This is a genomic window from Pseudomonas sp. NFIX28 (assembly GCF_900107395.1).
Taxonomy (GTDB): Bacteria; Pseudomonadota; Gammaproteobacteria; order Pseudomonadales; family Pseudomonadaceae; genus Aquipseudomonas.
Genome location: NZ_FNPW01000019.1, coordinates 1 through 26,366 on the forward strand (window position 1 = coordinate 1; position 26,366 = coordinate 26,366).

26 protein-coding genes are annotated in these 26,366 nt (G+C 63.0%); 7 read left to right on the forward strand and 19 right to left on the reverse strand.

The annotated features are described in order from the left end of the window. From BLV20_RS27055 to BLV20_RS27110, 12 genes are all read right to left on the reverse strand, one after another. Positions 1–633: lipoyl synthase (locus BLV20_RS27055; RefSeq protein WP_139192751.1), on the reverse strand; the 633-nt coding region annotated here is incomplete at its 3' end. A 1-nt stretch (position 634) separates the two neighbouring features. Beyond that, complete coding sequence (lipB, locus tag BLV20_RS27060; RefSeq protein ID WP_092305475.1) at positions 635–1,282, reverse strand: lipoyl(octanoyl) transferase LipB; 648 nt, start codon at positions 1,280–1,282, stop codon at positions 635–637. Beyond that, positions 1,282–1,557, reverse strand: a complete 276-nt coding sequence (locus tag BLV20_RS27065) for a DUF493 domain-containing protein (RefSeq protein WP_092305476.1) — start codon at positions 1,555–1,557, stop codon at positions 1,282–1,284. Before BLV20_RS27065 ends, lipB begins: the two co-directional genes overlap by 1 nt. Before the next feature lie 79 nt (positions 1,558–1,636). Beyond that, positions 1,637–2,794 carry a D-alanyl-D-alanine carboxypeptidase family protein gene (locus BLV20_RS27070; protein WP_092305477.1) on the reverse strand — a complete coding sequence of 386 codons (1,158 nt, stop codon included), beginning with the start codon at positions 2,792–2,794 and terminating at the stop codon, positions 1,637–1,639. A 183-nt stretch (positions 2,795–2,977) separates the two neighbouring features. Next, positions 2,978–3,979, reverse strand: a complete 1,002-nt coding sequence (locus BLV20_RS27075; RefSeq protein WP_092305478.1) for a septal ring lytic transglycosylase RlpA family protein — start codon at positions 3,977–3,979, stop codon at positions 2,978–2,980. Then, the gene (gene mltB / locus BLV20_RS27080) at positions 3,979–4,992 is read right to left on the reverse strand and encodes a lytic murein transglycosylase B (protein ID WP_092305479.1); all 1,014 of its coding nucleotides are present in this window, start codon (positions 4,990–4,992) and stop codon (positions 3,979–3,981) included. Before mltB ends, BLV20_RS27075 begins: the two co-directional genes overlap by 1 nt. 17 nt (positions 4,993–5,009) lie before the next feature. Then, positions 5,010–6,113: a rod shape-determining protein RodA gene (rodA, locus tag BLV20_RS27085; protein ID WP_175540273.1), complete on the reverse strand. Its 1,104-nt coding sequence runs from the start codon at positions 6,111–6,113 to the stop codon at positions 5,010–5,012. Between the two features lie 31 nt (positions 6,114–6,144). Continuing rightward, positions 6,145–8,040: a penicillin-binding protein 2 gene (gene mrdA, locus BLV20_RS27090; RefSeq protein ID WP_092305481.1), complete on the reverse strand. Its 1,896-nt coding sequence runs from the start codon at positions 8,038–8,040 to the stop codon at positions 6,145–6,147. A gap of 12 nt (positions 8,041–8,052) precedes the next feature. Beyond that, the gene (gene rlmH / locus BLV20_RS27095) at positions 8,053–8,520 is read right to left on the reverse strand and encodes a 23S rRNA (pseudouridine(1915)-N(3))-methyltransferase RlmH (RefSeq protein ID WP_003185785.1); all 468 of its coding nucleotides are present in this window, start codon (positions 8,518–8,520) and stop codon (positions 8,053–8,055) included. Positions 8,521–8,529: 9 nt separating this feature from the next. Beyond that, positions 8,530–8,952 carry a ribosome silencing factor gene (gene rsfS / locus BLV20_RS27100; RefSeq protein ID WP_009051039.1) on the reverse strand — a complete coding sequence of 141 codons (423 nt, stop codon included), beginning with the start codon at positions 8,950–8,952 and terminating at the stop codon, positions 8,530–8,532. 60 nt (positions 8,953–9,012) lie between these two features. After that, positions 9,013–9,657 (reverse strand): nicotinate-nucleotide adenylyltransferase, encoded by a 645-nt coding sequence (gene nadD / locus BLV20_RS27105; RefSeq protein WP_092305482.1) that lies wholly within the window; start codon positions 9,655–9,657, stop codon positions 9,013–9,015. Continuing rightward, entirely contained in the window at positions 9,657–10,922 is a 1,266-nt protein-coding gene (locus tag BLV20_RS27110; protein ID WP_092305483.1) for a glutamate-5-semialdehyde dehydrogenase, read from the reverse strand. The genes nadD and BLV20_RS27110 overlap by 1 nt, the downstream gene beginning before the upstream one ends. Before the next feature lie 176 nt (positions 10,923–11,098). Between BLV20_RS27110 and BLV20_RS27115 the strand changes: the two genes are divergently transcribed. Together BLV20_RS27115 and BLV20_RS27120 are read left to right on the forward strand one after the other, a co-directional pair. Further along, positions 11,099–11,785, forward strand: coding sequence for a DNA-3-methyladenine glycosylase (locus tag BLV20_RS27115; RefSeq protein WP_092305484.1), 687 nt, complete (start codon positions 11,099–11,101; stop codon positions 11,783–11,785). Between the two features lie 91 nt (positions 11,786–11,876). Then, on the forward strand, positions 11,877–13,193 hold the full coding sequence (locus BLV20_RS27120; RefSeq protein WP_092305485.1) for a bifunctional DedA family/phosphatase PAP2 family protein: 1,317 nt from the start codon (positions 11,877–11,879) through the stop codon (positions 13,191–13,193). A gap of 191 nt (positions 13,194–13,384) precedes the next feature. Here BLV20_RS27120 and BLV20_RS27125 read toward each other — a convergent pair whose 3' ends face one another. Genes BLV20_RS27125 through BLV20_RS27135 form a run of 3 tightly spaced genes read right to left on the reverse strand, consistent with a single transcriptional unit; the run spans position 13,385 to position 15,061 of the window. Next, positions 13,385–13,975 (reverse strand): LON peptidase substrate-binding domain-containing protein, encoded by a 591-nt coding sequence (locus BLV20_RS27125; protein ID WP_092305486.1) that lies wholly within the window; start codon positions 13,973–13,975, stop codon positions 13,385–13,387. A gap of 10 nt (positions 13,976–13,985) precedes the next feature. After that, the gene (locus BLV20_RS27130) at positions 13,986–14,702 is read right to left on the reverse strand and encodes an LrgB family protein (RefSeq protein WP_092305487.1); all 717 of its coding nucleotides are present in this window, start codon (positions 14,700–14,702) and stop codon (positions 13,986–13,988) included. Further along, the gene (locus BLV20_RS27135) at positions 14,699–15,061 is read right to left on the reverse strand and encodes a CidA/LrgA family protein (RefSeq protein WP_092305488.1); all 363 of its coding nucleotides are present in this window, start codon (positions 15,059–15,061) and stop codon (positions 14,699–14,701) included. The genes BLV20_RS27130 and BLV20_RS27135 overlap by 4 nt, the downstream gene beginning before the upstream one ends. A 181-nt stretch (positions 15,062–15,242) precedes the next feature. Here BLV20_RS27135 and BLV20_RS27140 point away from each other — a divergent pair, with 181 nt between their 5' ends. The 3 genes from BLV20_RS27140 (at position 15,243) to BLV20_RS27150 (ending at position 18,190) form a co-directional block, all read left to right on the forward strand. Continuing rightward, entirely contained in the window at positions 15,243–15,698 is a 456-nt protein-coding gene (locus tag BLV20_RS27140; RefSeq protein WP_092305489.1) for a MaoC family dehydratase, read from the forward strand. Positions 15,699–15,801: 103 nt separating this feature from the next. After that, a complete protein-coding gene (locus BLV20_RS27145) occupies positions 15,802–17,520 on the forward strand; it encodes a C13 family peptidase (RefSeq protein WP_092305490.1) in 1,719 nt (572 codons plus the stop codon). A gap of 28 nt (positions 17,521–17,548) precedes the next feature. Continuing rightward, positions 17,549–18,190, forward strand: a complete 642-nt coding sequence (locus BLV20_RS27150; RefSeq protein ID WP_092305491.1) for an oxidoreductase — start codon at positions 17,549–17,551, stop codon at positions 18,188–18,190. Between the two features lie 152 nt (positions 18,191–18,342). Here BLV20_RS27150 and BLV20_RS27155 read toward each other — a convergent pair whose 3' ends face one another. From BLV20_RS27155 to BLV20_RS27170, 4 genes are all read right to left on the reverse strand, one after another. After that, positions 18,343–18,630, reverse strand: a complete 288-nt coding sequence (locus tag BLV20_RS27155; RefSeq protein ID WP_092305492.1) for a YceK/YidQ family lipoprotein — start codon at positions 18,628–18,630, stop codon at positions 18,343–18,345. Continuing rightward, positions 18,623–19,255, reverse strand: a complete 633-nt coding sequence (ubiX, locus tag BLV20_RS27160; protein ID WP_092305493.1) for a flavin prenyltransferase UbiX — start codon at positions 19,253–19,255, stop codon at positions 18,623–18,625. Before ubiX ends, BLV20_RS27155 begins: the two co-directional genes overlap by 8 nt. Next, positions 19,252–20,601: a UDP-N-acetylmuramate:L-alanyl-gamma-D-glutamyl-meso-diaminopimelate ligase gene (gene mpl / locus BLV20_RS27165; protein ID WP_092305494.1), complete on the reverse strand. Its 1,350-nt coding sequence runs from the start codon at positions 20,599–20,601 to the stop codon at positions 19,252–19,254. The genes ubiX and mpl overlap by 4 nt, the downstream gene beginning before the upstream one ends. Positions 20,602–20,880: 279 nt before the next feature. Then, positions 20,881–22,797, reverse strand: coding sequence for a sigma-54-dependent Fis family transcriptional regulator (locus tag BLV20_RS27170; protein WP_092305495.1), 1,917 nt, complete (start codon positions 22,795–22,797; stop codon positions 20,881–20,883). 429 nt (positions 22,798–23,226) lie between these two features. Between BLV20_RS27170 and BLV20_RS27175 the strand changes: the two genes are divergently transcribed. Together BLV20_RS27175 and eat are read left to right on the forward strand one after the other, a co-directional pair. Then, positions 23,227–24,747, forward strand: coding sequence for an acetaldehyde dehydrogenase ExaC (locus tag BLV20_RS27175; RefSeq protein ID WP_092305496.1), 1,521 nt, complete (start codon positions 23,227–23,229; stop codon positions 24,745–24,747). Between the two features lie 157 nt (positions 24,748–24,904). After that, positions 24,905–26,353, forward strand: a complete 1,449-nt coding sequence (eat, locus tag BLV20_RS27180) for an ethanolamine permease (RefSeq protein WP_092305497.1) — start codon at positions 24,905–24,907, stop codon at positions 26,351–26,353. The last annotated feature ends 13 nt before the right edge of the window (positions 26,354–26,366 follow it).

The window sequence follows — 26,366 nt, forward strand, 5'->3', positions numbered from 1 at the left end:
CAGGTTGTGGTTGAACACATCCGGCGGCTCGGCCGCGGTAATTTCCAGCGCCACGTCCATGCGGCCACGGTAGTCCGGGACCAGGGTTTCCAGCTGCACGTTCGGCGACAGCTTGCGGATTTCACGGATGCAGTCGGCAAAGTGCTGGGCACCGCCGTCGCGCAGGTCGTCACGGTCGACCGAGGTGATCACCACATACTTCAGGCGCAGGTCGGCGATTGCTACCGCCAGGTTCATCGGCTCATCGACATCCAGAGGCTTCGGACGGCCGTGACCGACGTCGCAGAACGGGCAACGACGGGTGCAGATGTCGCCCATGATCATGAAGGTCGCGGTACCGCCGGAGAAGCATTCGCCCAGGTTCGGGCAGGATGCCTCTTCGCAGACGCTGTGCAGTTTGTGCTTGCGCAGCAATTGCTTGATCCGGTCGACTTCCGGGGAAACCGGAATACGCACGCGAATCCAGTCAGGTTTCTTCGGCAGTTCGGTGGTCGGGATGATCTTCACCGGGATACGTGCGACTTTCTCGGCACCGCGCAATTTAACGCCGGTTTCAACTTTCGCACGGGCCGGACGCTCGGAAACATCCAGCGTCGGGATCAGGGTTTGCACAGCGTCTTGCGCAGTAGTCATATCAGTCGATTCCGCCCGTTAGGGTCGTCTGCTCAGCATAGTCGAGGTGTTTGACGAGCTGCGCACGCAGCCGGGCACTTACCTCGGCAAATTCAATCGGTCCTGTGTGGTCGCTCAGCTGGGTCATTGCCAGCCCGGCATAGCCACAGGGGTTAATCCGTCGAAACGGCTGCAGATCCATGTCCACGTTCAAGGCCAGTCCATGAAAGGAACAACCGTGACGGATCCGCAGGCCCAGGGAGGCGATTTTCGCGCCATCGACGTAAACGCCCGGAGCATCCGGCTTGGCCGCCGCAGCCACGCCGTAGCTGGCCAGCAGCTCGATCAGGCACTGCTCCATGCGGCTGACCAGGTCGCGTACGCCAAAGCCCAGGCGACGCACGTCCAGCAGCAGATAGGCCACCAGTTGGCCTGGGCCGTGGTAGGTCACCTGGCCACCGCGGTCGACCTGCACCACCGGGATATCCCCCGGAAGCAACAGATGTTCGGCCTTGCCCGCCTGGCCCTGGGTAAAGACCGGCGGGTGCTGCACCAGCCAGACTTCATCGGGAGCATCGGTGCCGCGTTCGTTGGTAAAGCGTTGCATGGCCTGCCAGACCGGCTCGTAGGCCATCTGGCCGAGCTCGCGAAAGCCCAGCGTTTGTGGCATCACAGCACCATGTGCACGAAACCGGTGGCCCGCAACTCGCTGTTGATGTCGTACAGCTGTTCTTGACCGGTGGCGGTAATGTGCAACTGGATGGTCGTGTACTTGCCGTTGGTGCTCTGGCGCTCGGCCAGGGTCTTGTGGTCAACGGTCGCGTGTTTTTCAAGGATCGCGATGATCTTGTCCTTGAAACCCACGCCGGTGTCGCCGATCACCTTAATCGGGTAATCCGCGCAGGGGAATTCGATCTTTGGCGCCTTTACTTCGGTGTCTGTCATGGCGTAACGGCCTCGTAAGCCGTGGCGACGGACGCGGCCCCCACTCTGCTTCAGAGGGAGGCCACGCGGGTCGACAATATCAGTTGAACAAGCCGTAGAAGAATAGACGGATGCTATCCCACATGCGGCGGAAGATACCACCTTCGTCGACCGCGTCCAGAGCGATCAGATCGGCGCTGTGCACCACCTTGTCGTCCAGTTTCACTTCGACTTTACCGATCACATCGCCCTTGGCGATAGGCGCGATCAATTGTGGATTCATGGTCATGCTGGCAGCGAGCTTCTTCAGCTGGCCTTTTGGCATGGTCATGGTCAGGTCCTGGGCCAGACCGGCCTTGATCTGGGAGGTAGTGCCTTTCCAGACAGGGGCCTGAGCCAGCTCGGTGCCCTTCTGGTAGAAGGTCTGGGTTTCGAAGAAGCGGAAACCGTAGGTCAGCAGCTTCTGGGTCTCGGCCGCGCGAGCCTGCTCGCTGTTGGTACCGAACACCACAGCGATCAGGCGCATGCCGTCACGTACGGCGGAAGACACCATGCAATAGCCGGCTTCGTCGGTGTGACCGGTTTTCAGGCCGTCAACGGTCTTGTCGCGCCACAGCAACAGGTTGCGGTTAGGTTGCTTGATGCCGTTCCAGAAGAACTCTTTCTGCGAGTAGATCGCGTAGTGAGCCGGGTCTTCGTGAATGATGGCGCGAGCCAGCACCGCCATGTCGTGCGCCGACGAGTAGTGCTCGGGGTTCGGCAGGCCGGTCGGGTTCATGAAGTGGCTGTTGGTCATGCCCAGGTCGCCGGCCGTCTTGTTCATCATGTCGGCAAAGGCGTCTTCGCTGCCGGCGATGTGCTCGGCAACCGCGACGCTGGCGTCGTTGCCCGACTGAATGATGATGCCGTGCAACAGATCGCTGACAGTGACCTGCGAGCCGACCTTGATGAACATCCGCGAACCGCCGGTACGCCAGGCGTTCTCGCTGACGGTCACCGGGTCGTTCTCACCGATCTGGCCGCGACGGATTTCCAGGGTCGCGATGTAGGCTGTCATCAGCTTGGTCAGGCTGGCGGGCGGCAGACGCTGGTCACCGTTGTTCTCCACCAGCACGTTACCGCTGCTGGCATCCATGAGCACATAGGACTTGGCGGCCAGCTGCGGTGGCGACGGCATCACTTCTACCGCCCAGGCGGCAGGCGTGATGATCAGCGGGACAAGCAGGCACAGGCGTTTGGCAAAGGTGGTGATGTTCATCCGTCTCTCGAAATTGCTAATGGAAACTTGTCCTTGCGGACAAAACTATTCAGACAGCCTTCTAAAGGGCTGTCGCGTGTTCAGTTGTTCACTCACTGACCCTTGCCGGGCTTTTGTTGTACGACGAGCCAACAACCTGGGTTCACCCCGCAAATTGCGGGCGAACCATGAATCAGAATCCGATTACTCGGCAGTTACCAGGCTCGGCTGCCCAAGATTAGCCAGCCGGACACTGTTCTGCACTTGCTGGATCTCACCCGGCGAGCCGATCGGCCCCAGGCGTACTCGGTGCAGCGTCTGTTGATTGCGCACGATCGAGCTGATGAACACCGGAGCGCTCACCATCCCGCTCAGCTTCGAGCGCAGGAGCTCGGCAGCGTCCGGGTTGGCGAAGGCGCCCACCTGCAGATACTGGCCAGAGGCTTGCGCAGAAGCGTTTTTTTTTGCATCCAGCTGCACCGGCACAACGGCCGCGGCGTGCTGCTGCGGAGGCGGAGTCCACTGCTCTACAGTCCCTGTGGACGCCGTCACCACTGGCGCGGCTTTCGGCTCGTTGAGCATCAAGGGGGCCGGCCGGCCGCGTTGGGCCCACCATTCCTGCGGGTCGATGCCCTCGACCTTGACCCGGGCGGTGCCGGTCTCGGCGTAACCGAGCTTCTTGGCCGCGGCATAGGACAAATCGATGATCCGGTCCGAATAGAACGGCCCACGGTCGTTGACCCGCAGGATCACGCTCTTGTGGTTGTCCAGGTTGGTCACCCGGACATAGCTTGGCAAAGGCAGGGTCTTGTGCGCCGCACTCATGCCGTACAGGTCATACACCTCGCCATTGGCGGTGTTTTGCCCATGGAACTTGGTGCCATACCAGGAGGCCGTGCCCGAAGCGACATAACGCTTGGATTCGGCCATCGGGAAATAGGTCTTGCCCAGCACCGTATAAGGATTGGCCTTGTACGGACCGGTGTGCAGGGTCGGCGTGGCGTCGGGAATACGCGATACATCGACGTCCCACCACGGTGCGCCATCTTTGTGGGCACGGTTGATGTCCAGGCCCGGCGTCGCACGTACAGCCGTCGTCGGGGCCTTCTGTTTCGGCGCCTTGGTTGACGAACAACTGACCACCAGCAAGGACAACGCGGCAAGAGCCACCAGCTTCAGGGGTTTGCGGATTGGCGATGCCAGCATTACTTGACGCCCCGTGCTTGGACCAGCTGTTCAGAGAGCTGATGTACGGCCATGGCGTACATCACGCTGCGGTTATAACGCGTGATCGCGTAGAAATTCTTCAGGCCCATCCAGTATTCGGGGCCATTGTCGCCTTCCAGGCGGAAAGCCGTGACCGGCATATCATCGCGCAGCGCATCATGACTCGACCAGCCCAGCGCCCGCAACTCCCCGACGGTTTTCGTCGGCTCGATACCCGTGGTCAGGCCCTCATCGACCTGCTCGCCGCGCACCTCGGCCCGGCTGACCACCGGCTGCCCGGTTTCCCAGCCATGACGCTTGAAGTAGCTGGCGACGCTGCCGATGGCATCGTCCGGATTGGTCCAGATATTGATATGGCCATCACCATCGAAGTCCACAGCATAGGCGCGAAAACTGCTCGGCATGAACTGCGGCAAGCCCATGGCGCCGGCGTAGGAGCCTTTCAGGGTCAACGGGTCGACCTGTTCTTCACGAGCCAACAGCAGGAATTCACGCAACTCCTTGCGGAAGAAATCGGCACGTGGCGGGTAATCGAAGCCCAGGGTCGACAGAGCGTCGATCACCCGATAGTTGCCGGTGTTGCGTCCAAAGAAGGTTTCGACGCCGATGATCGACACGATTACCTGGGCCGGTACGCCGTATTCCTGCTCGGCGCGAGCCAGCACCGCCTCGTGCTGGCGCCAGAAGTCCACACCGCGGGCAATACGCGCGTCGGTAATGAACATCGGCCGGTATTCTTTCCACTGTTTGACCCGTTCGGCGGGACGGGAAATGGCGTCGAGGATCGACTGCTTGCGCTCGGCCTCACGGAACACACCCATCAACTGTTCGCCCGCGAAGCCATAGTCGCGAGTCATTTCGCCCACGAACTCGGCCACCTGAGGTGAGCCTTCGTATTCGCCGCCGGCCAGCGCTTCCTGCGCCGCGCCAAGGATGCCTACCAGACCGACCCACGGCGCATACCGAGCGGTCCAGCCACGCATTGCTTGCATTGAATTCTTCACCTTATTCAAACCTGCGCGATCCACTTACGATGGGTATGGATCGACATCAAAACCCCAAACGCTGACAGCAGCGTCACCAGCGAAGTTCCTCCGTAGCTAATGAACGGCAACGGCACCCCCACGACCGGCAACAGGCCACTGACCATACCGATGTTGACGAAAACGTAAACAAAAAACGTCATGGTCAGGGCGCCGGCAAGCAATTTGCCGAACAGCGTCTGCGCCTGGGCGGTAATCACCAGACCACGACCGATCAGCAGCAGATAGATCAGCAGCAAGGCGCAAATGCCCACCAGGCCGAACTCTTCGCCCATGACCGCGATAATAAAGTCGGTGTGGCTCTCGGGCAAAAAGTCCAGGTGGGACTGAGTGCCCAGCAACCAGCCCTTGCCGAAGACGCCGCCGGAACCGATGGCTGCCTTGGACTGGATGATGTTCCAGCCGGTGCCCAGCGGATCGCTCTCCGGGTCGAGGAAGGTCAAAATCCGCTGTTTCTGGTAGTCATGCATGATGAAGAACCACATGGCGATCGCCACCGGCACCGCGGCAGCCAGCACGCTGAGGATCCAGCGCCAGCGCAGCCCCCCCATGAACAATACGAAGGCGCCACCGGCAAGGATCAGCAGCGAAGTCCCGAGGTCCGGCTGGCGCACGATCAAAATGAACGGGATGCCGATCAGGACCAGGCTGATGCCCACATGCTTGAGCTGCGGCGGCAAGCTGCGCTTGGCCAGGTACCAGGCGATGGTCGCCGGCATGATGATCTTCATGAACTCCGAGGGCTGGAAGCGAATCACCCCCGGAATGTTGATCCAGCGGGTGGCGCCCATGGCGTTGTGCCCCATGACATCCACCACCACCAGCAATACCACGCCGAACACATAGGCCAGTGGCACCCAGCGCGCCATGAAGCGGGGCTCGAGCTGGGCAATGACGATCATCGACACCAGGCCGATGCCGAACGACGTGGCCTGCTTGCCCAGCAGGTCCCAGCTCTTGCCGCTGGCCGAATACAGGACGAACAGGCTGCCGGCCGCCAGGGTCAGCAGCAGGATCAGCAATGGACCGTCGATATGCATGCGCTGCAACAGCGTCGCGCGACGACGCATCACATCCTCGCTGGAGAGGATGCGATCGAAATTACTCTTCACGGGCCGTAGCCTCCGCACTGATAGGGCCGCCGAACTCAGGCTTGAGCAGGCCATCCGGGCCGAGGAGCCAGGCGTCCATCACCTGGCGCACCACGGGGGCTGCCACGCCGGAGCCGGACTCGCCGTTCTCGACCATGACCGAGACCACGATTTTCGGGTTTTCCGCCGGCGCGAAGCCGACGAACAGGGCGTGGTCGCGATGGCGTTCCTGAACCTTGGAGCGGTCGTACTTCTCGCCCTGCTTGATCGCGACCACCTGGGCCGTACCACTCTTGCCGGCGATCCGGTACTGCGAGCCGATGGCCGCCTTGCGCGCCGTGCCACGAGCACCGTGCATGACCTGCTGCATGCCGTGGTTGACCTTCGTCCAGTCCGACGGATCGCGCAGGACGATGTCCGGCATCGGGTTTTCATCCACCGGTTTTTCGCCTTCGATGGTCTTGGCCAGGTGCGGACGGTTCCATTTGCCCTTGTTTGCCACCAGCGCCGTGGCCTGGGCCAGTTGCAGCGGAGTGGACTGCATATAGCCCTGGCCAATCCCCAGAATCAGCGTCTCGCCCGGGAACCAGGCCTGGCGACGGGTGGCGCGCTTCCATTCCCGCGACGGCATCAGGCCCGGCGACTCCTCGAACATGTCCAGCGAGACCTTCTGGCCGATACCGAACTTGTTCATGTATGCCGACAGCCGATCGATCCCCAGCTTGTGGGCCAGGTCATAGAAATAGGTGTCGTTGGACCGCATGATCGCGGTGTCGAGGTCGACATAACCGTCGCCGCTGCGGTTCCAGTTACGGTATTTGTGATCGTAGTTGGGCAGTTGGTAGTAGCCCGGGTCATAGACCCGCGTGGCGGCTGTCACCACTCCCGCGTCCAGGCCGGCAATCGCCACCGCTGGCTTGATGGTCGAGCCCGGCGGATACAGGCCGCGCAGCACCCGGTTGAACAGCGGACGGTCGATGGAATCGCGCAGTTCGGCATAGGCCTTGAAACTGATGCCGGTGACGAACAGGTTCGGGTCGAAGCTCGGCTGGCTGACCATCGCCAGCACTTCCCCGGTGGCCGGATCCAGCGCCACCACCGCGCCACGCCGGCCGCCCAACGCGGCCTCGGCGGCTTCCTGCAGCTTGATGTCCAGGCTCAGGACGATGTCCTTGCCAGGAATCGGGTCGGTACGCTTGAGCACCCGCAATACGCGACCCCGGGCGTTGGTCTCGACTTCTTCATAACCCACCTGGCCGTGCAGCTCGGGCTCGTAGAAACGCTCGATGCCGGTCTTGCCGATATGGTGGGTGCCGCTGTAGTTCACCGGGTCGAGGGTCTTCAGTTCCTTCTCGTTGATCCGTCCCATGTAGCCCACCGAGTGCGCAAAGTGCGCGCCCTGCGGGTAATGGCGGACCAACTGCGCCACCACTTCCACCCCTGGCAAGCGGAACTGGTTCACGGCGATCCGGGCGATCTGTTCTTCGTTGAGCTCGAACAAAATCGGCACCGGCTCGAATGGCCGGCGCCCCTGCTTCATGCGCTTCTCGAACAGCGCCCGATCTTCCGGCGTCAGCTCCAGCACTTCGACAATCACGTCGAGCACCTGGCGCCAATTCCCGGAACGCTCGCGGGTCATGCTCAGGCTGAAACTCGGCCGGTTGTCGGCCACCACCACGCCATTACGATCGAAGATCAGGCCGCGAGTCGGCGGAATCGGCTGGACGTGAACCCGGTTGTTTTCCGACAGGGTCGAGTGATAGTCGTACTGGATCACCTGCAGGTAATACAGCCGTGCGATCAGCACCCCAATCAGGCACACCACGGCAATAGCCCCGAACACGACACGGCCACGCACCAGACGGGCGTCTTTTTCGTGGTCCTTGATACGGATCGGCTGGGACATTAGAGGCGCGGACTATTTGTGGTAAGGGTGCCCGGACAGGACTGTCCAGGCGCGATACAGCTGTTCACCAATCAGGATCCGTACCAGCGGGTGCGGCAAGGTCAGCGGCGACAGCGACCAGCGCTGGTCCGCCCGCGCACAGACTTCCGGCGCCAGCCCCTCGGGGCCGCCGACCATGAAGTTCACGGTACGCGAGTCGAGGCGCCAGCGGTCCAGTTCCACCGCCAGTTGCTCGGTGCTCCAGGGCTTGCCGTGCACTTCGAGGGTGACGATCCGCTCGTTCGGGCCGACCTTGGCCAGCATGGCTTCGCCCTCCTGACGGATGAAACGAGCCACATCGGCGTTCTTGCCACGGGTATTGAGCGGTATTTCCACCAGTTCCAGCGCCAGCTCGGATGGCAGACGCTTGGCATATTCGTGCCAACCCTCTTCCACCCACTTGGGCATGCGTGAACCGACAGCGATCAGACGCAGGCGCACAGCCGTCCCTTATTGCTGGTCTTTGTTGAGCTTGGTGAAGTGCTCATGGGTGTGCTCCGGGCTGTGATGCTTGCCATCGGCCGCACGGCTTTGCTCGGCGCCCTGCCACAGACGCTCCAGGTCGTAGAACTGGCGCGCGGAGGCCGTCATCATGTGCACGATCACGTCGTCCAGGTCCAGCAGCACCCAGTCGCTGTCGCCCTTGCCTTCTTCACCCAGCGGCTTGACGCCCTGGGCCTTGACCATCTCGCGGACCTTTTCCAGCATCGCGCCGATCTGGCGGTTGGAAGTACCGGTGGCGATGATCATGTAGTCGGTGATGCTTTGCTTGTCGCGAACATCGATCACCAGGACGTCCTGGGCCTTGACGTCTTCCAGCGCGGCGACTGCCACCTTGACCAGATCTTCGCCTTTCATTACTTGGTTAGTCATATAAAACTCGTTCAGCTCGTATGTTTGGAGCGTTGCACGGCATTGGCCGGCAGCGCGCCTTCAGTTCGGCCCACGGTAAAGACCGTGTGCATCGATATAGGCCAGGACCGCATCAGGCACCAGGAAACGTACCGACTTACCGCTGGCCAGCAGTTGACGGATCTGGGTGGCGGACACCGCGAGCGGTGTCTGCCAGACGAATGCAATGTGTCCACCCGGCCCTTGCAGGGCCAGGGGATCGCTTACCGAGCGCGCCGCCAGCAGGTTGCGCAACGCATCCGGCGGCTCGCTGTCGGCATCCGGGCGTTGCAACACCAGGATGTGGCAATGCTGGAGCAACTCTTCCCAGCGATGCCAGGTAGGCAGGCCGCAAAATGCGTCCCAGCCCAGCAACAGGAACAACTGGTCATCCGCGGCCATCTCGGCCCGCATCTGTTCCAGGGTGTCTATGGTGTAGGACGGCTTGTCGCGTTTCAGCTCACGGTCATCCACCACCAGGGGTGAAACACCCGCCACCGCACACTTGACCATCGCCAGGCGGTCCAGCGCCGACACCTGCGGCGTATCGCGATGCGGCGGCCGCGCGCTAGGCGTCAGGCGCAGCTCATCGAGCCCCAGCGAATCGGCCACCTCCAGCGCACTGCGAAGATGACCGATGTGCACGGGGTCGAAGGTACCGCCCAGCAGACCGATACGTTTGGCCATCAAGTGCGCACATGGCCGTCGCCGAAGACGACATATTTCTCGCTGGTCAGCCCTTCCAGGCCGACCGGGCCACGGGCGTGCAGCTTGTCGGTGGAAATACCGATCTCTGCGCCCAGGCCATATTCGAAACCGTCGGCAAACCGGGTCGAGGCATTGACCATCACCGAGCTGGAATCCACCTCGTTGAGGAAACGCCGCGCATCGGTGAAGTTCTCGGTGACGATGGCATCGGTGTGCTGCGAACCGTAGGTGTTGATGTGCTCGATGGCCGCATCCAGGCTGTCGACCACCAGGATCGACAGGATCGGCGCGGTGTATTCGGTGCGCCAGTCTTCTTCGGTGGCTTCGATCACATCGTCGCCCAGCAAGGCGCGGGTACGCGGGCAACCGCGCAGCTCGACCTGCTTGTCGCGATAGATCGCAGCCAAGGGCGGCAATACGCGCTCGGCGATACCAGCGTGGACCAGCAGGGTCTCCATGGTATTGCAAGGTGCGTAACGCTGGGTCTTGGCGTTGTCGGCGATGCGAACCGCCTTGTCCAGGTCGGCCGCGACGTCGATGAACACATGACAGACGCCGTCCAGGTGCTTGATCACTGGAACCTTGGCATCGCGGCTGACCCGCTCGATCAGGCTCTTGCCGCCACGCGGCACGATCACATCGACGAACTCGGGCATAGTGATCAGCGCGCCAACGGCAGCGCGATCGGTGGTTTCCACCACCTGCACCACCTGCGCCGGCAGACCGGCCTGCGCCAGCCCTTGCTGAATGCAGGCGGCAATGGCGCGGTTGGAATTGATCGCCTCGGAGCCGCCCCGCAGGATGGTGGCGTTGCCGGACTTCAGGCACAGGCTGGCAGCATCGATGGTCACGTTGGGACGCGATTCGTAGATGATGCCGATCACGCCCAGCGGCACGCGCATCTTGCCGACCTGGATGCCCGAAGGCAGATAGCGCATATCGCGAATTTCACCGATGGGGTCAGGCAGCTTGGCCACCTGACGCAGGCCCTCGATCATTTCGTCGATACGTACCGGAGTCAGCGCCAGACGGTCGAGCAATGCCGGTTCCAGACCATTGGCCCGGCCGTTGGCCAGGTCCTGCTCATTGGCCGCGCTCAGCTCGGGGCGAGCAGCGTCCAATGCATCGGCAGCCGCCAGCAATGCGCGGTTTTTCTGCGCAGTGGTGGCACGGGCGATTACCCGCGAAGCTTCGCGGGCAGCGCGACCCAAACGGGTCATGTAGTCAAGAACGGACTCAGTCATGGTCTGCAGTGGTCTTGGCAAAGAGGAAAGCGGCTGATTATAGCTGTCGCGCCGGCCCACGGACAGCGGTCACGGGCGGATGGTCGAAATGGACGGCAAATACCTCTCGTTCAGCCTGAATTAAGCCGGGAATTGATATCATTCCGACCCAATTCCCGTCATCGCTCCTGGCTAACATGTCCATTCTGTCCATTCCGACGCTGCCCAAGGCCCTGCCTGACAGCTTTTTCGATCGAGACGCCCAGGTCCTGGCCCGTGAACTGCTCGGCAAAATCATCCGCCACCGGGTCGGCGATCTCTGGTTGTCGGCGCGCATTATCGAAACAGAAGCCTATTACTGCGAGGAAAAAGGCAGCCACGCCTCCCTCGGCTACACAGAAAAGCGTAAGGCTTTGTTTCTGGACGGTGGACACATCTATATGTACTACGCCCGCGGTGGCGACTCGCTGAACTTCAGCGCCCAGGGTCCGGGTAACGCGGTACTGATCAAATCGGCCTATCCCTGGGTCGACGAAGTCTCGGGCCCGGCCAGCCTGGCGCAGATGCTCCTGAACAATCCCGATGCCAGCGGCCGGCCACGCCCCTCGCAGAAGCTCTGCGCCGGGCAGACCCTGCTGTGCAAGGCGCTGGGCCTGAAGGTCCCGATATGGGACGCCAAGCGCTTCGACCATGAGGTGCTGTTCGTCGAAGATGTCGGTACCCCCGTTACCAGCATCATCCAGACCACCCGCCTGGGCATCCCCCACGGCCGCGACGAACACCTGATGTACCGTTTTGTCGATGCCGCCTATGCCCCTTACTGCACCCGGAACCCGCTACGTCGCGGCCAGGTCGAAGGTCGCGACTATCTGCTGCTCGGCTGAACCCTTTCGCAGAACCGGCGGGCCCGCGGATGGCCTTATCGCGAGCACGCCCGTTCCTACCGTTGAACCGAATAACCGGAGTTGAAAACCTATGGGCCAATGGCTCGATGGAATAACCGGCTGGCTGACAATGAACCCCCAATGGCTGGCAGCAGCCGTGTTCATCGTGGCCTGCGTCGAATGCCTGGCGATCGCCGGCCTGATCGTCCCCGGCACGGTGCTGCTGTTCGCCATTGCCGTCATGGCCGGCAGCGGCGCGCTGTCCCTGGGCGAAACCCTGGTGCTGGGGTTCTTTGGCGGCTTGCTTGGGGATGTCGTGTCCTATCTGCTGGGCCGGCGTTTTCACCAGAACATCCGCCGCCTGCCAGGCCTGCGCCATCATCCGGAGTGGATCAACGGCGCCGAGGCGTATTTCCAGCGTTATGGCATCGCCAGCCTGCTGGTCGGGCGCTTTATCGGCCCCTTGCGGCCCATGCTGCCGATGGTGGCCGGGATGTTCGACATGTCGTTCCCGCGCTTTTTCTCCGTCAGCCTGCTGGCTGCCGCCGGCTGGACCGTGGCCTACCTGCTGCCGGGCTGGGCCACGGGCGCGGCCATTCGCCTGCCCTTGCCTGAAGGCTTCTGGCCGCAGGCGGGCATAGTCGCCGCCAGCATCGCCCTGCTGCTGGGCTTGAGCATCAACAGCACAGTGCGTCGCCATCGCAAGGCCAGCCCGCTGGTGGCCGGCCTCAGCCTGGCGATTCTCGCAGGGCTGTTCATCGGCTATCCCTACCTGGACCATTTCGACCAGGGCCTGATGGCGCTGGTCCAGGAGCACCGCAGCCGGGGGCTGGATGAGGTGATGGTGGTGCTCACCCAGTTTGGCGAGTTCCGCACCATGCTGTTCGCCAGCGCCCTGGTCACCTTGCTGTTGCTGGTCGCCCGGCAATGGAAACAAGCGATTTTCGCGGGCGCCACGCTGTTGTGCACCGCACTGGCCAACACTGGCACCAAACTGTTTTTCGCCCGTATACGCCCGGAAGTCCTGACCGACCCACTGACCAGCTACAGCATGCCCAGCGGGCATAGCTCCGGCTCGTTCGCGCTGTTCCTGACCCTGGCGGTGCTCGCCGGTCGCGGCCAGCCGCCGCGCATGCGCCTGACCTGGCTGCTGCTGGGTTGCTTGCCGGCGGCGGCGATTGCCTTGTCGCGGATTTACCTGGGAGCGCACTGGCCTTCCGACATCCTGGCCGGCGCCATGCTTGCCGCCTGCGTGTGCGCCGCCAGCCTGTGGGTTGCACAGCGCCAGGCTCCGCTGGAGCCCATGCCAGCCAAGATCTGGTGGTTGGTATTGCCGGCGCTGGTCGCGCTGTTCGGCTTCGAGGCCGTCAGGCATTTGCCGCACGCCATGTTGCGTTATGCCTACTAGATAGAGCGAACGTCTGCTGTAGCCGCTGCCGCAGGCTGCGATCGGCCCGCAGGGGCGTTGCGGTTTCCAGATCGCAGAAGGCCTTCGGCCTTATCGCAGCCTGCGGCAGCGGCTACAGGGCCAAGCCAGAGCCAGGGTCAGGATTAGGATTAGGATCAGGATCAGGATCAGGATCAGGATCAGGATCAGGATCAGGCGAACAGTTCGCCCTGCAATTCGTCCAGCAGGGCCTGGATCGCGTCCAGGCGTTGTTGCGGGTCGTCCAGTTGCAGCAGGTCGATCTTGTCCAGTTCCGAGAACGGCAACAGGTAGGCCAGTTGGTTGGCCAGCGACTGCTGGCCGGTGGCTTCGGTGCCCATGTTCAGGGCTTCGACCATCGGGTGTTCGGCCAGCGCCTTGAGCAAGGCAATCAGGTCCCCGTCTTCATCTTGCAGCGGCTGCTCCGGCGCTTCGTCCAGCCATTCGACTTCAGCCACCCGCAGCTGGTCGCGCTGCACTTCGCTGCTCAGCACCCGAAAGCGCCTTCCGCCCTTGACTCGAATGCCCAACAGGCCGTTGTCCTGCTGATGGAAATCGGTGATCAGCGCTTCACAACCCACCCGCGCAAAACCTTCCGGGGCGATGCCCACCTCTTCGCCCTCGAGGATGCACACCACGCCGAAGCCGCTGCCCTGTTTCATGCAGCGACCGATCATGTCCAGGTACCGCGCCTCGAAAATCTGCAAATCGAGGATGCAGTCGGGGAACAGCACCGTGTTCAGGGGGAAAAGCGCCAGGCTCATACAGGTTTCCTTAAACCACCAACGACACCGCCAACGGCAGGAACACCGCCGTGGCCACACCCATCAGACTCATCGCCAGCGCCGCGAAAGCGCCGCATTCGTCACTTTCCTGCAGGGCCACCGAGGTGCCCACTGCGTGAGCCGTCATGCCCAGCGCCATGCCGCGGGCTTCCGGGCTATGCACCTGCAGGCGGTTGAGGATGGCGGGGCCGAAAATCGCCCCGATCACCCCGGTGATCAAGACGAATACCGCCGCCAGCGCCGCAACGCCGCCGATCTGCTCGGCCACCAGCATGGCGATCGGCGAGGTCACCGATTTCGGCGCCATGGTCATCAGGATCATGTTCTCGGCACCGAACCACCACCCCAGCAATACGCCCAGGCCAGTGGCGATCACCCCTCCAATCACCAGCGTAGTAAATATCGGCCAGAACAACTGCCGAATCCGCCGCAGGTTGAGATACAGCGGCACGGCCAGTGCCACTGTCGCTGGCCCTAGGAGAATACTGAGGATTTCCGTGCTCTTGCGGTACTCGGCGTAGCTCAGGCCACAGCCCAGCAACACGCCGATCACCAGCAACATGGAGACCAGCACCGGCTGCAGAAAGATCCAGCGGGTTTTCTCGAAGGCCGCCAGGACCAGTTGATAGGCGCCCAGGGTAATGCCGATGCCGAACAATGGATGGTGGATCACCGAGGCCCAGGCGCCCTGCCAGTCGAACATCATTGGCCCTCCCCCCGATGCCCGTGACGCTTGACCAGCCGCTGCATCAGCACACCGACGAAGGCCATGGAAATCACCAGCGACAGCACCAATGCGCCGACTATCGCCCAGAAATCCGCGGCGATATCCGCCGCATACACCATCACGCCCACCGCGGGCGGCACCAGCAACAGCGGCAGGTAGCGCAGCAGGCTGGAAGCGGCCAGGTTCAACGGCTCGCCCACCTCGCCGCGCGCCACCAGGAAGATCAGCAGCAACAGCAGGCCGACAATCGGTCCCGGCAGGATCGGCAGGAACAGGTGATTGATCGCCGTGCCCAGCAATTGAAACAGCACCAGCCATGTCAGACCGCGTAGCAACATCCCTTCATCCCCCCGAAAAAACGCTGGGCATTATAAGCACGCGAGCGCTATGGACCGGCATTCGCCAAAAGCATGGAAGGTTGACCGGAGCAAACCCCCATGATGATCTACAGTGGGTTGTCAGGGGGGCTGCCCCCGCCCCTTCTGAACTATAAAACCGATGAAACCAAGGAGAGTCTCAATGCCGTATGTTCCTGTTGCAGAGCTCAAAGATTATGTCGGAAAGGAACTCGGACGTTCCGAATGGCTCACCATCGATCAACAACGTATCAACCTGTTCGCTGAAGCCACGGGTGACTTTCAGTTCATCCACGTAGACCCGGTAAAAGCCGCCCAGACGCCGTTCGGCAGCACCATTGCCCACGGTTTCCTGTCGCTGTCGCTGATCCCGAAATTGATGGAAGACATCCTGATCCTGCCCGAGGGCCTGAAGATGGTGGTCAACTACGGCCTGGACAGCGTGCGTTTCGTCCAGCCGGTCAAGGTCGATTCCAGGGTCCGCCTCAAGGTCGACCTGGTGGACGTCACCGAGAAGAAGCCCGGCCAGTGGCTGCTCAAGGCCACCGCCACCCTGGAAATCGAAGGCCAGGAAAAGCCGGCCTACGTCGCCGAGCCTTTGTCCCTCTGCTTTGTCTGAAACATTCCTGATGCGAAACAGCTCACGCTGTTTCGCACAGCCTCTCTATATATAAGCCTCGTTGCTACGGCATACTCGGTCCCCTAATTATCCGGATCCCGCTATGCGCCCACTTGTACCCCTGGCTCTGACCCTGTTGCTCACCGCATGTGGAGACGGCGAATCGCTGCTGCCTCCCGATGCCCGTCTGCCGGACGGTGGCCGCTACCGCGGCGATGTGGTCGACGGGTTGCTGCAGGGCCAGGGCCGCATCGACTACCCCAACGGCAGCTGGTATGCCGGCCAGTTCGAGAAGGGCCAGTGGCACGGCCAGGGCGAATGGCATGGCAGCGACGGCGAGGTCTATCGCGGGCAATTCCAGCAGGGTCTGTTTCATGGCCAGGGCAACCTGACCACCAAGGACAGCAGCTACACCGGCGGCTTCAAACTGGGCCGGCGCGACGGTGAAGGCACCCTCAAGGAACGCGGCATGACCTACCGCGGCGAATTCCAGGCCGACCTGTATTCCGGGCTGGGCCGCCTCGAACTGGAAGACGGCAGCCAATACCAGGGCCAGTTCTCGCGCGGCAAACCCAACGGCGAAGGCCAGCGCAGCGACGCCAGCGGCAACCAGTTCAGCGGCCGCTTCGTCGACGGCCAGCTGGAAGGCAACGGCACCTTCAGCAGCGCCGACGGCGACCTCTACGTCGGTGGCTTCAAACAGAACCAGCTCAGCGGCAAGGGCCGCTATGAAAACGCCGACGGCGATGTCTGGATCGGCCAGTTCAAGGAAGGCGCCCTCAGTGGCAAGGGCGAGCTGATCGGCGTCGACGGCAGCCATTACATCGGCCGCTTCAGTGACTGGCGCTTCAGCGGCCAGGGCCGCCTGAACCTCAGCGACGGCAGCTTCTACATCGGCGGGTTCGAAGGCGACAACTACCAGGGCCATGGCGTCCTGGTGCTGCGCGACGGCACCGTACAAAGCGGCGACTGGATCAATGGCCTGCGGGTGCGCGATGCCGACGGCCGGCTGCTGCCTGACCCGCTGGAAACCGGCCTGCTGGCCCAGGGCCGCCTGCTTGACGAGGCCTTTGCCGCAGTGCCGGCATCGACGCCCGCCATCGAGCTCTACAGCCTGACGCTGGCCGGTGACGGCAAGCAAAGCGTCTTCCTGCGTGAAGCCGACTATGTCAGCAACATGCTCGCCACCCGTTTTGGCGCCTACGGGCAGGTCCGCCTGGTCAACCACCGCGACCGCCTCGACAGCCGCCCCATGGCCACCCGGGAAAACCTGCGGCGCGCAGTGCAGGTCCTGGCCGAACGCAGCGGCCCGGAAGACGTGTTGTTCATCTACCTGACCAGCCACGGCACCAGCGAACACGAACTGGTGCTCGACCAGCCACGCCTGGAGCTGGCCGACCTGCCGGCCGACGAGTTGGCCGCAGTGCTGGCGCCCCTCAAAGACCGCGACAAGATCATCGTGATCTCGGCCTGCTATTCCGGCGGGTTCATTCCCGCGCTCAAGGATCAGCGGACCCTGATCATGACCGCCTCACAGGCCGATCGCGTATCGTTTGGCTGCTCGGAAGAAGCCGACTTCACCTACTTCGGCGACGCCCTGTTCGCCCGGGCCCTGAACCAGACCGACGACTTGGAGCAGGCTTTCAAACTGGCCAGCGCAACCGTGGCCGAACGCGAACAGACAGACAATTTCGAAGCTTCCGAGCCGCAGATCTGGGCGCCCAAGGGGGTCTTGGCGCACTGGCAGCATCTACGCAAGCAACAAGCACGAAAGGCGCTGCAAAGCGCCGCCAACGACAGCAAGGAAGCAAAGAGCAACTAAGCTGAAACAGTATCAAGGGGGAAACACTATGTACTTGACGCCTCAGCATATCTTGCTCGCCGGCGCGACCGGCCTGACTGGCGAGCACTTGCTCGACCGCCTGCTCAACGAACCCACGGTAACCCGTGTACTGGCGCCCAGCCGGCGCCCTCTTAGCGAACATCCACGCCTGGAAAACCCCGTCGGCGAACCGGCGCAGCTCCTGCCGCAGCTCAGTGGCCGGGTAGACCTGGCGTTCTGCTGTCTGGGCACCACCCTCAAGAAGGCTGGCTCCGAACAAGCGTTCCGCGCCGTCGACCTGGACCTGGTGCTGGCCTTCGCCAAGCGTGCGCGGGAGATGGGTGCGCGGCACCTGGTGGTGATCAGCGCCCTGGGCGCGGACCCGAAATCGTCGATTTTCTACAACCGGGTCAAAGGTGAAATGGAGCAGGCGCTGAAGGCCCAGGATTGGCCACAACTGACCATTTGCCGGCCGTCGCTGCTGCTCGGTGAGCGCATCGAGCCGCGCCTTGCCGAACAGCTGGCCGGGCCACTGTCCAAACTGATTCCCGGCAAATACCACGGCATCGAAGCCTGCCAACTGGCCCGGGCCATGTGGCGCCTGGCCCTGGAAGAGCAGGATGGCGTGCGCATCGTCGAGTCCGACGAGTTGCGCAAGCTGGGTAAATAAACGCCATGGATCGCGCCTGTAGCCGCTGCCGCAGGCTGCGATCGACTGCGCAGCAGGCGCAATCCTGACGACGCGATTTGCCGCACCACCGCGCCGCCCGCCTCTACGGCCGACGCGACCGATCGCAGCCTTCGGCAGCGGCTACAAGGTCGCTACAACCCGCCCGTAGCCTGAAACCCAACCCCCAATACCGTCAGCACCGACAGCGGCAACAGCAACGTGTCGAGCAAGGCACTGGCCGGTAGATCGACGCCCGGATAGCTCGGCGCTTCGGCGCCGAAACGGTCCATCGGGCAACAACCGCCCTGCATCACATACCAATCCAGACGCGTCCCGGAATACACCACCGGCGCCCCCGGCTTGGCCGCGTTCAGCGTGCGTGCGGTGGCGCAGCCGCCCAGTTGCAGGGCGACCAGCAGGAGCAGCAGCGGCTTACTCATCGCTGCTCAAATGATGCTCGCCCCAACGCGGCAGCATGTCCTGCGGAATGTTCAACAGGTTGAGAATCCGCGCCACGACAAAATCCACCAGGTCGTCGATGGTCTGTGGCTGGTGATAAAAACCCGGAGAGGCCGGCAGGATGGTCACGCCCATGTTCGACAGCTTGAGCATGTTCTCCAGATGAATGCTGGAATAAGGCGCCTCGCGCGGCACCAGGATCAACTGGCGACGCTCCTTCAGGGTCACGTCCGCCGCCCGCTCGATCAGGTTGTTGCAAGCCCCCGTGGCGATGGCCGACAGGGTGCCGGTCGAGCATGGCACCACCACCATCGCCGCCGGCGAACCGGAGCCCGAGGCCACTGGCGACATCCAGTCTTCCTTGCCATACACGCGAATCTGCCCGGCCGCCGCACCGGTGTATTCGGTAAGGAAGGCCTGCATCGTCTGCGGCTTGGCCGGCAGGGTCACGTCGGTCTCGGTCGCCATCACCAATTGCGCGGCCTTGGAGATCAGGAAGTGCACTTCGCGATCTTCGCGCACCAGGCAATCGAGCAGGCGCAGGCCGTACTGGGCGCCCGAGGCGCCAGTCATCGCCAGGGTGATGCGTTCCGGGCCGTTGTTCATCGCAGCGCCTCGGCCAGCTTGCCGTGCAGGCCGCCGAAGCCGCCGTTGCTCATGATCACCACGTGGGTGCCCGGCTTGGCCTGGCTTTTTACCCGCTCGATGATGCCTTCCAGGGAATCGCTGACAATCGACGGCACGCTGCACAGCGCGGCGGTGGCGCCCAAATCCCAGCCGAGGTTGGCTGGCGCGTACCAGACCACCTGGTCGGCCTGGTTGACGCTTTCCGGCAGCCCGGCGCGGTGGGCGCCGAGCTTCATGGAGTTGGAACGCGGCTCGATGATCGCGATCAACGGCGCATCGCCGATGCGCTTGCGCAAGCCATCCAGGGTGGTGGCGATGGCCGTCGGGTGGTGAGCGAAGTCGTCGTAGATGGTGATGCCATGGACTTCGGCCACCTTCTCCATCCGCCGCTTGACGCTTTTGAAGGCACTCAGCGCAGCGACGCCCATGGCCGGCACCACGCCGACATGGCGCGCCGCGGCCAGGGTGGCCAGGGCGTTGGCGACGTTGTGCTGGCCGGTCAGGTCCCATTCGACCACGCCTTGGGCCTCGCCTTCGAAGATCACTTCGAAAGCCGAGCCGTCTTCGCTCAGCAGCTTCGCCTGCCACTGGCCGCCGGCGCCGGTGGTTTGCACCGGGGTCCAGCAACCCATTTCAATCACCCGCTGCAGGGCCGGCTCGGTGGTCGGGTGGATGACCAGGCCTTCGCTCGGAATGGTCCGCACCAAGTGGTGGAACTGCCGCTCGATAGCCGGCAGATCGGGGAAGATGTCCGCATGATCGAATTCGAGATTGTTCAGGATCGCCGTGCGCGGACGGTAATGCACGAACTTCGAGCGCTTGTCGAAGAAGGCACTGTCGTATTCGTCGGCCTCGATCACGAAAAACGGCGTGCCGCCCAGGCGGGCCGACACCGAGAAGTTCTGTGGCACGCCACCGATCAGGAAGCCCGGGCTCATGCCCGCATGCTCCAGCACCCAGGCCAGCATGCTGCTGGTGGTGGTCTTGCCATGCGTACCGGCCACCGCCAGTACCCAGCGGCCTTGCAACACATGGTCGGCCAGCCATTGCGGGCCGGAAACATAGGGCAGGCCCTTGTTCAGTACATATTCCACCGCCGGGTTGCCGCGGGACATGGCGTTGCCGATCACTACCAGGTCCGGCGCCGGGTCAAGCTGGGCCGGGTCGTAACCCTGGGTCAACTCGATGCCCTGGGCTTCGAGCTGGGTGCTCATGGGCGGGTAGACGTTGGCATCGGAGCCGGTGACATGATGGCCCAGCTCTTTGGCCAGAACTGCCATCGAGCCCATGAAGGTGCCGCAAATACCGAGAATATGAATGTGCATAGTCGACCTCGTAAAACATCGAGGCAGGTTAGCGTAGAGGGCTGCAAATCGCACTCTTTAGCTGATGGGCAAGCACGCTGTGGTCACTGCCCGGAGGCTGGGACGAGTTCTGTGGAGCTTTTGACGGGGAATCGCTCGAACGCGGCTGGTGCGTTGGACCGCGATTACCGACATACCGGCGGCTGCGCCGCCTTTCGCGAGCAAGCTTCGCTCCTACAAAGCAATGCGCACCTGTAGGAGCGAAGCTTGCTCGCGATGAACGATAACGCGGTACCGCGCCTAGCGAGCGATCCCATGCTTGCGCAGCTTTCTATAGAGGGTGTTGCGGCTCACCCCCAGCTGCTCGGCGGTGTGGGTCATGTGCCAGCGCTGTTGCTCCAGGGCATTGAGCAAGGCCAGGCGTTCGGCGTCGTCCAGCGGGTATCCGCCCGCTTCCTCGACAGGCGCCGGCACCGGCGCCGGACGGCCCTGGCGAATCATCGCCGGTATATCCTCCAGGCCGATTCGCCCGTCGTCGCAAAGCGCCGCCAGGGTGCGCAACACGTTGCGCAGTTGCCGTACGTTGCCGGGCCAATGGAAATCCAGCAGCGCCTGGCGCGCCGGGCCGTCGAGCACCACGTGTTGATCGCCGGCTTCCTCCGCCAGGAGAAAATCCAGCAACTGGGATTTGTCGCTGCGCTCGCGCAGCGCCGGCAAAGCGATTTCCAGGCCGTTGAGACGGTAATACAGATCCTCGCGGAAGCTGCCATCCCGCACCCGCTCCAGCAGGTCGCGGTGGGTCGCGCTGATAATGCGCACATTGACCGCCTGCGGCTCGCCGCCGATAGGCACCACCATGCGGTCTTCCAGCACCCGCAACAGGCGGGTCTGCAAGGCCAGCGGCATGTCGCCGATTTCATCGAGGAACAGCGTGCCGCCATCGGCCTGCTGCAACTTGCCGCGCATGCCTTCCTTGCGCGCCCCGGTAAAGGTGCCGCCGCGATAACCGAACAGCTCGCTTTCAATCAGGCTTTCCGGGATTGCCGCGCAGTTCAAGGCAACGAAGGCTTTCTCCGCGCGCTGGCTGGCATGGTGCACGGCCTTGGCGAACGCCTCCTTGCCGGAGCCAGTTTCGCCGTTGATCAGCAATGGCACATCGCGCTCGAACACACGCAAGGATTTGCGGAAATCGTTTTGCAGGGCCGCGTCGCCCAGGCAGATGCCGGGCAGCCGCGGCCGTTCCAGCACCAGCGCGCTTGGCTGCGCTGGCTTTGGCACACTGCGCGGCTGGCCACGCAACACGGCGAACAGATGCCGGCCATCGCGGGTGCGCAGCGGCCAGCTGGCGCTGGCATTGATACTGGCGCGGCCCAGCAACTCGTCCAGCGAGCAGTCGAAAAACGCCTCCACCGGTTTGCCCAGCAAGCCGCCGCGAATGTGCCCCAGCAGGTTCAGGGCGCTCTGGTTGACCGCGCTGATCCGCCCTTCCCCGTCGAACGCCAGCAGGCCTTCGCTGAACAAGCCGACGGACTCGGCCTGCAGGTGAAAGCGCAGCAGCCACTGATTGTCGAAATAGCGCAGGAAATAGCAGCTCTCGATCATCTTCGCCGAGAGATTGACCAAGGCCATGGTGTGGAACTGGCTCTGGCGCGACACGTCCGGGCGCGCCGAGGAAACGTCGAGCACCGCCAGCAGCTCGCCGTGCGGGTCGAACACCGGGCTGGCCGAGCAGGTCAGGCCGGTATGCCGGCCACGGAAATGTTCGTCCTGGTGGATGGTCAACGACTGGCGCTCCACCAGGCAGGTGCCAATGCCGTTGGTGCCTTCGCAGGCCTCGCTCCAGTCAGCGCCGAGCCAGAGCCCGGCGCGCTCGAAAATCTTGCGCTCGGTGGGCGCGGTAACGCAGTTGAGGATCACCCCGCGGGCGTCGGTCAGCAGCACCGCATGGCCGGCGCCGGACAACTGCTGGTGCAGGCTGGTCATCTCGCTGCCGGCAATCTGCAGCACTTGCTGCAGGCGTTCGCGGCTTTCCAGCAGGCGACCATGCTCGAGCACCGTGGGCGCCATGCTCAAGGCCGGGTCGAGGTGATAGTCCTCCAGGCACCGCAGCCAGGAACGGGCGATGGAAGGATCGCTGCCAGGCCCCTGCAAATGGGCCTTGCCCTGGGTCACGGTGAGCACTTGCTGGGCGTGCCGGGTGAGGTGATTGCTGTGCATTTCTTATTGTTCTCCTGCTGCGCTGACTGCTCAGAAGGCACCCACCTGTAGCCGCTGCCGCAGGCTGCGCCAAGCCCCGCAGGGGCTTCCGCGATCTGAAGAGCAGCGCCCGCTTCGCGGTCGTTCGCAGCCTGCGGCAGCGACTACAGAAGAGTTCTTCAGATCCTCGCGGCCCACCAGCATCCTCCAGCCATGGACGCATTGCAATGCCGCCTCGACCAATGAGTCACAGGCTGTGCCACAAGCGGTACAAAGTGTCACCCAGCCTGTGCCACAACTGCCACATACGCCTGGCACGCAGCCGCTGAAACATTTGCAAGCCCTTGATTTACATGGCCTGCAACGCAGTGGCCCGGGCTTTGCTCTAAGCTTTTACAAGCGCAACAGCGCGTCCTCCCCTATAAGCACAAAAGCCAGGAGATACCCACCATGCGTTACGCACACCCCGGTACTGAAGGCGCTATCGTTTCGTTCAAGAGCAAATACGGTAACTACATCGGAGGCGAATTCGTCGCGCCTGTCAAAGGTCAGTACTTCACCAATACCTCACCAGTAAACGGCCAACCGATCGCCGAGTTCCCGCGCTCCACCGCCGAAGACATCGAGAAAGCCCTGGACGCCGCCCATGCCGCTGCCGATGCCTGGGGTGCCACTTCGCCACAGGCGCGCTCGCTGATCCTGCTGAAAATCGCCGACCGTATCGAGCAGAACCTCGAACTGCTGGCCATCACCGAAACCTGGGACAACGGCAAGGCCGTGCGGGAAACGCTCAACGCCGACATTCCCCTGGCCGCCGACCACTTCCGCTACTTCGCTGGCTGCATCCGCGCCCAGGAAGGCAGCGCCGCGGAAATCGACGGCAACACCGTGGCCTATCACATTCACGAACCGCTGGGCGTGGTCGGGCAGATCATCCCGTGGAACTTCCCGCTGCTGATGGCCGCCTGGAAACTCGCCCCGGCCCTGGCCGCCGGCAACTGCATCGTGCTCAAGCCGGCCGAGCAGACCCCGTTGGGCATCTGCGTGCTGATGGAACTGATCGGCGACCTGCTGCCGCCGGGCGTGCTCAACGTGGTGCAAGGTTTCGGCAAGGAAGCGGGCGAAGCCCTGGCCACCAGCAAGCGCATCGCCAAGATCGCCTTCACCGGCTCGACCCCGGTGGGCTCGCACATCATGAAATGCGCCGCCGAGAACATCATCCCGTCCACCGTGGAACTGGGCGGCAAGTCGCCGAACATCTTCTTCGAAGACATCATGCACGCCGAACCGACCTTCATCGAAAAAGCCGCCGAAGGCCTGGTCCTGGCGTTCTTCAACCAGGGCGAAGTCTGCACCTGCCCGTCCCGGGCGCTGGTGCAGGAGTCGATCTACGACGAGTTCATGCAAGTGGTGATGAAGAAGGTCGAGCAGATCAAGCGCGGCGACCCGCTGGACACCGACACCATGGTCGGCGCCCAGGCATCCGAGCAGCAGTTCGACAAAATCCTCTCCTACCTGGAAATCGCCAAGGGCGAAGGCGCGCAACTGCTGACCGGCGGCAAGGTGGAAAAACTCGAAGGCAACCTGGCCAGCGGTTATTACATCCAGCCAACCCTGCTCAAGGGCCACAACAAGATGCGCGTGTTCCAGGAAGAGATCTTCGGCCCAGTGGTGAGCATCGCCACGTTCAAGGACGAAGCCGAAGCCCTGGCGATTGCCAACGACACCGAGTTCGGCCTCGGTGCCGGCCTGTGGACCCGCGACATCAACCGCGCCTACCGCATGGGCCGGGCGATCAAGGCCGGTCGCGTATGGACCAACTGCTACCACCTGTACCCCGCCCACGCGGCGTTCGGCGGTTACAAGAAGTCCGGCGTCGGCCGTGAAACCCACAAGATGATGCTCGACCATTACCAGCAGACCAAGAACCTGCTGGTGAGCTACGACATCAACCCGCTGGGCTTCTTCTAAAGGAAGAGATGGGCGACGCAGCGGCTGCTGCGTCGCCCTTGAGGACGCCATCGCCAGCACGCTTGCTCGCGATGACGGCCTCACGACGAAACACATCGCCTCGCAACACCGATCCGGCCTGTCGGCCGGGCACAACAATAAAAACAGGTGAACCCTTATGCCTAGCGAACATACCGGCGTGCAGTCGGCTGGCTCTTCCGTCGACTTTGAAAAAGTCGGTTCCGACTACTTCCAACAACGCGAACTGAAAAAAGGCGCGGCAGGCTGGGTCCTGCTGGTGGGCCTGGGCGTGGCCTACGTCATTTCCGGCGACTACGCCGGCTGGAACTTCGGCCTGGCCCAAGGCGGCTGGGGCGGTATGTTCCTCGCCACCCTGCTGATGGCCACCATGTACCTGTGCATGTGCTTCTCCCTGGCCGAACTGTCTTCGATGATCCCCACCGCCGGCGGTGGCTACGGCTTCGCCCGCAGCGCCTTCGGCCCCTGGGGTGGCTTCCTCACCGGCACCGCAATCCTCATCGAATACGCGATCGCCCCGGCGGCGATCGCGGTGTTTATCGGCGCCTATTGCCAATCGCTGTTCGGCATCGGCGGCTGGATGATCTACCTGGCGTTCTACATCGTGTTCATCGCCATCCATATCTTCGGGGTCGGCGAGGCACTGAAGCTGATGTTCATCATCACCGCCGTGGCCGCCATCGCCCTGGGCGTGTTCCTGGTGGCGATGGTGCCGCACTTCTCGGTCGCCAACCTGCTGGACATCCCCGTCACCGAGGCCGCGGGCGCCAGCAGTTTCCTGCCGTTCGGCTATGTCGGCGTGTGGGCAGCGATTCCCTACGCCATCTGGTTCTTCCTGGCGGTCGAAGGCGTGCCGCTGGCCGCGGAAGAAACCAAGAACCCCAAGCGCGACCTGCCGCGCGGCCTGATCGGCGCCATGCTGGTGTTGCTCAGCTTCGCCTTGCTGATCCTGGTGATCGGCCCGGGCGGCGCGGGGGCCAACGCCCTGCTGACCTCCGGCAACCCGCTGGTGGAGGCGCTGGCCAAGGCCTACGGCGGTTCGACCTGGATGGGCAGCTTCGTCAACCTGGTGGGCCTGGCTGGCCTGATCGCCAGCTTCTTCTCGATCATCTACGCCTACTCGCGGCAGATTTTCGCCCTGTCCCGCGCCGGCTACCTGCCGCGCAAACTGTCGGAAACCAATAAGAGCAAGGCGCCGGTCCTGGCGCTGGTGATCCCCGGCATCATCGGTTTCGGCCTGTCGCTGACCGGCCAGGGCGACCTGCTGATCCTGGTGGCGGTGTTCGGCGCAACCATCTCCTACGTGCTGATGATGGCCGCGCACATCACCCTGCGCATCCGGCGCCCCAAAATGGATCGCCCATACCGCACCCCAGGCGGCATCTTCACCTCCGGCGTGGCCCTGGTGCTGGCCTGCATCGCCGTGGTGGCGGGCTTCCTGGTGGATCCACGGGTGGTCATTGGCGCCGCGATCATCTATGGAGTATTAATTGCTTACTTTGCTTTCTACAGTCGGCATCACTTGGTAGCAGGCACGCCCGAAGAAGAATTCGCGGCCATTCAGAAAGCTGAAGAAGCCCTGCACTAACCGCCGAAAACCT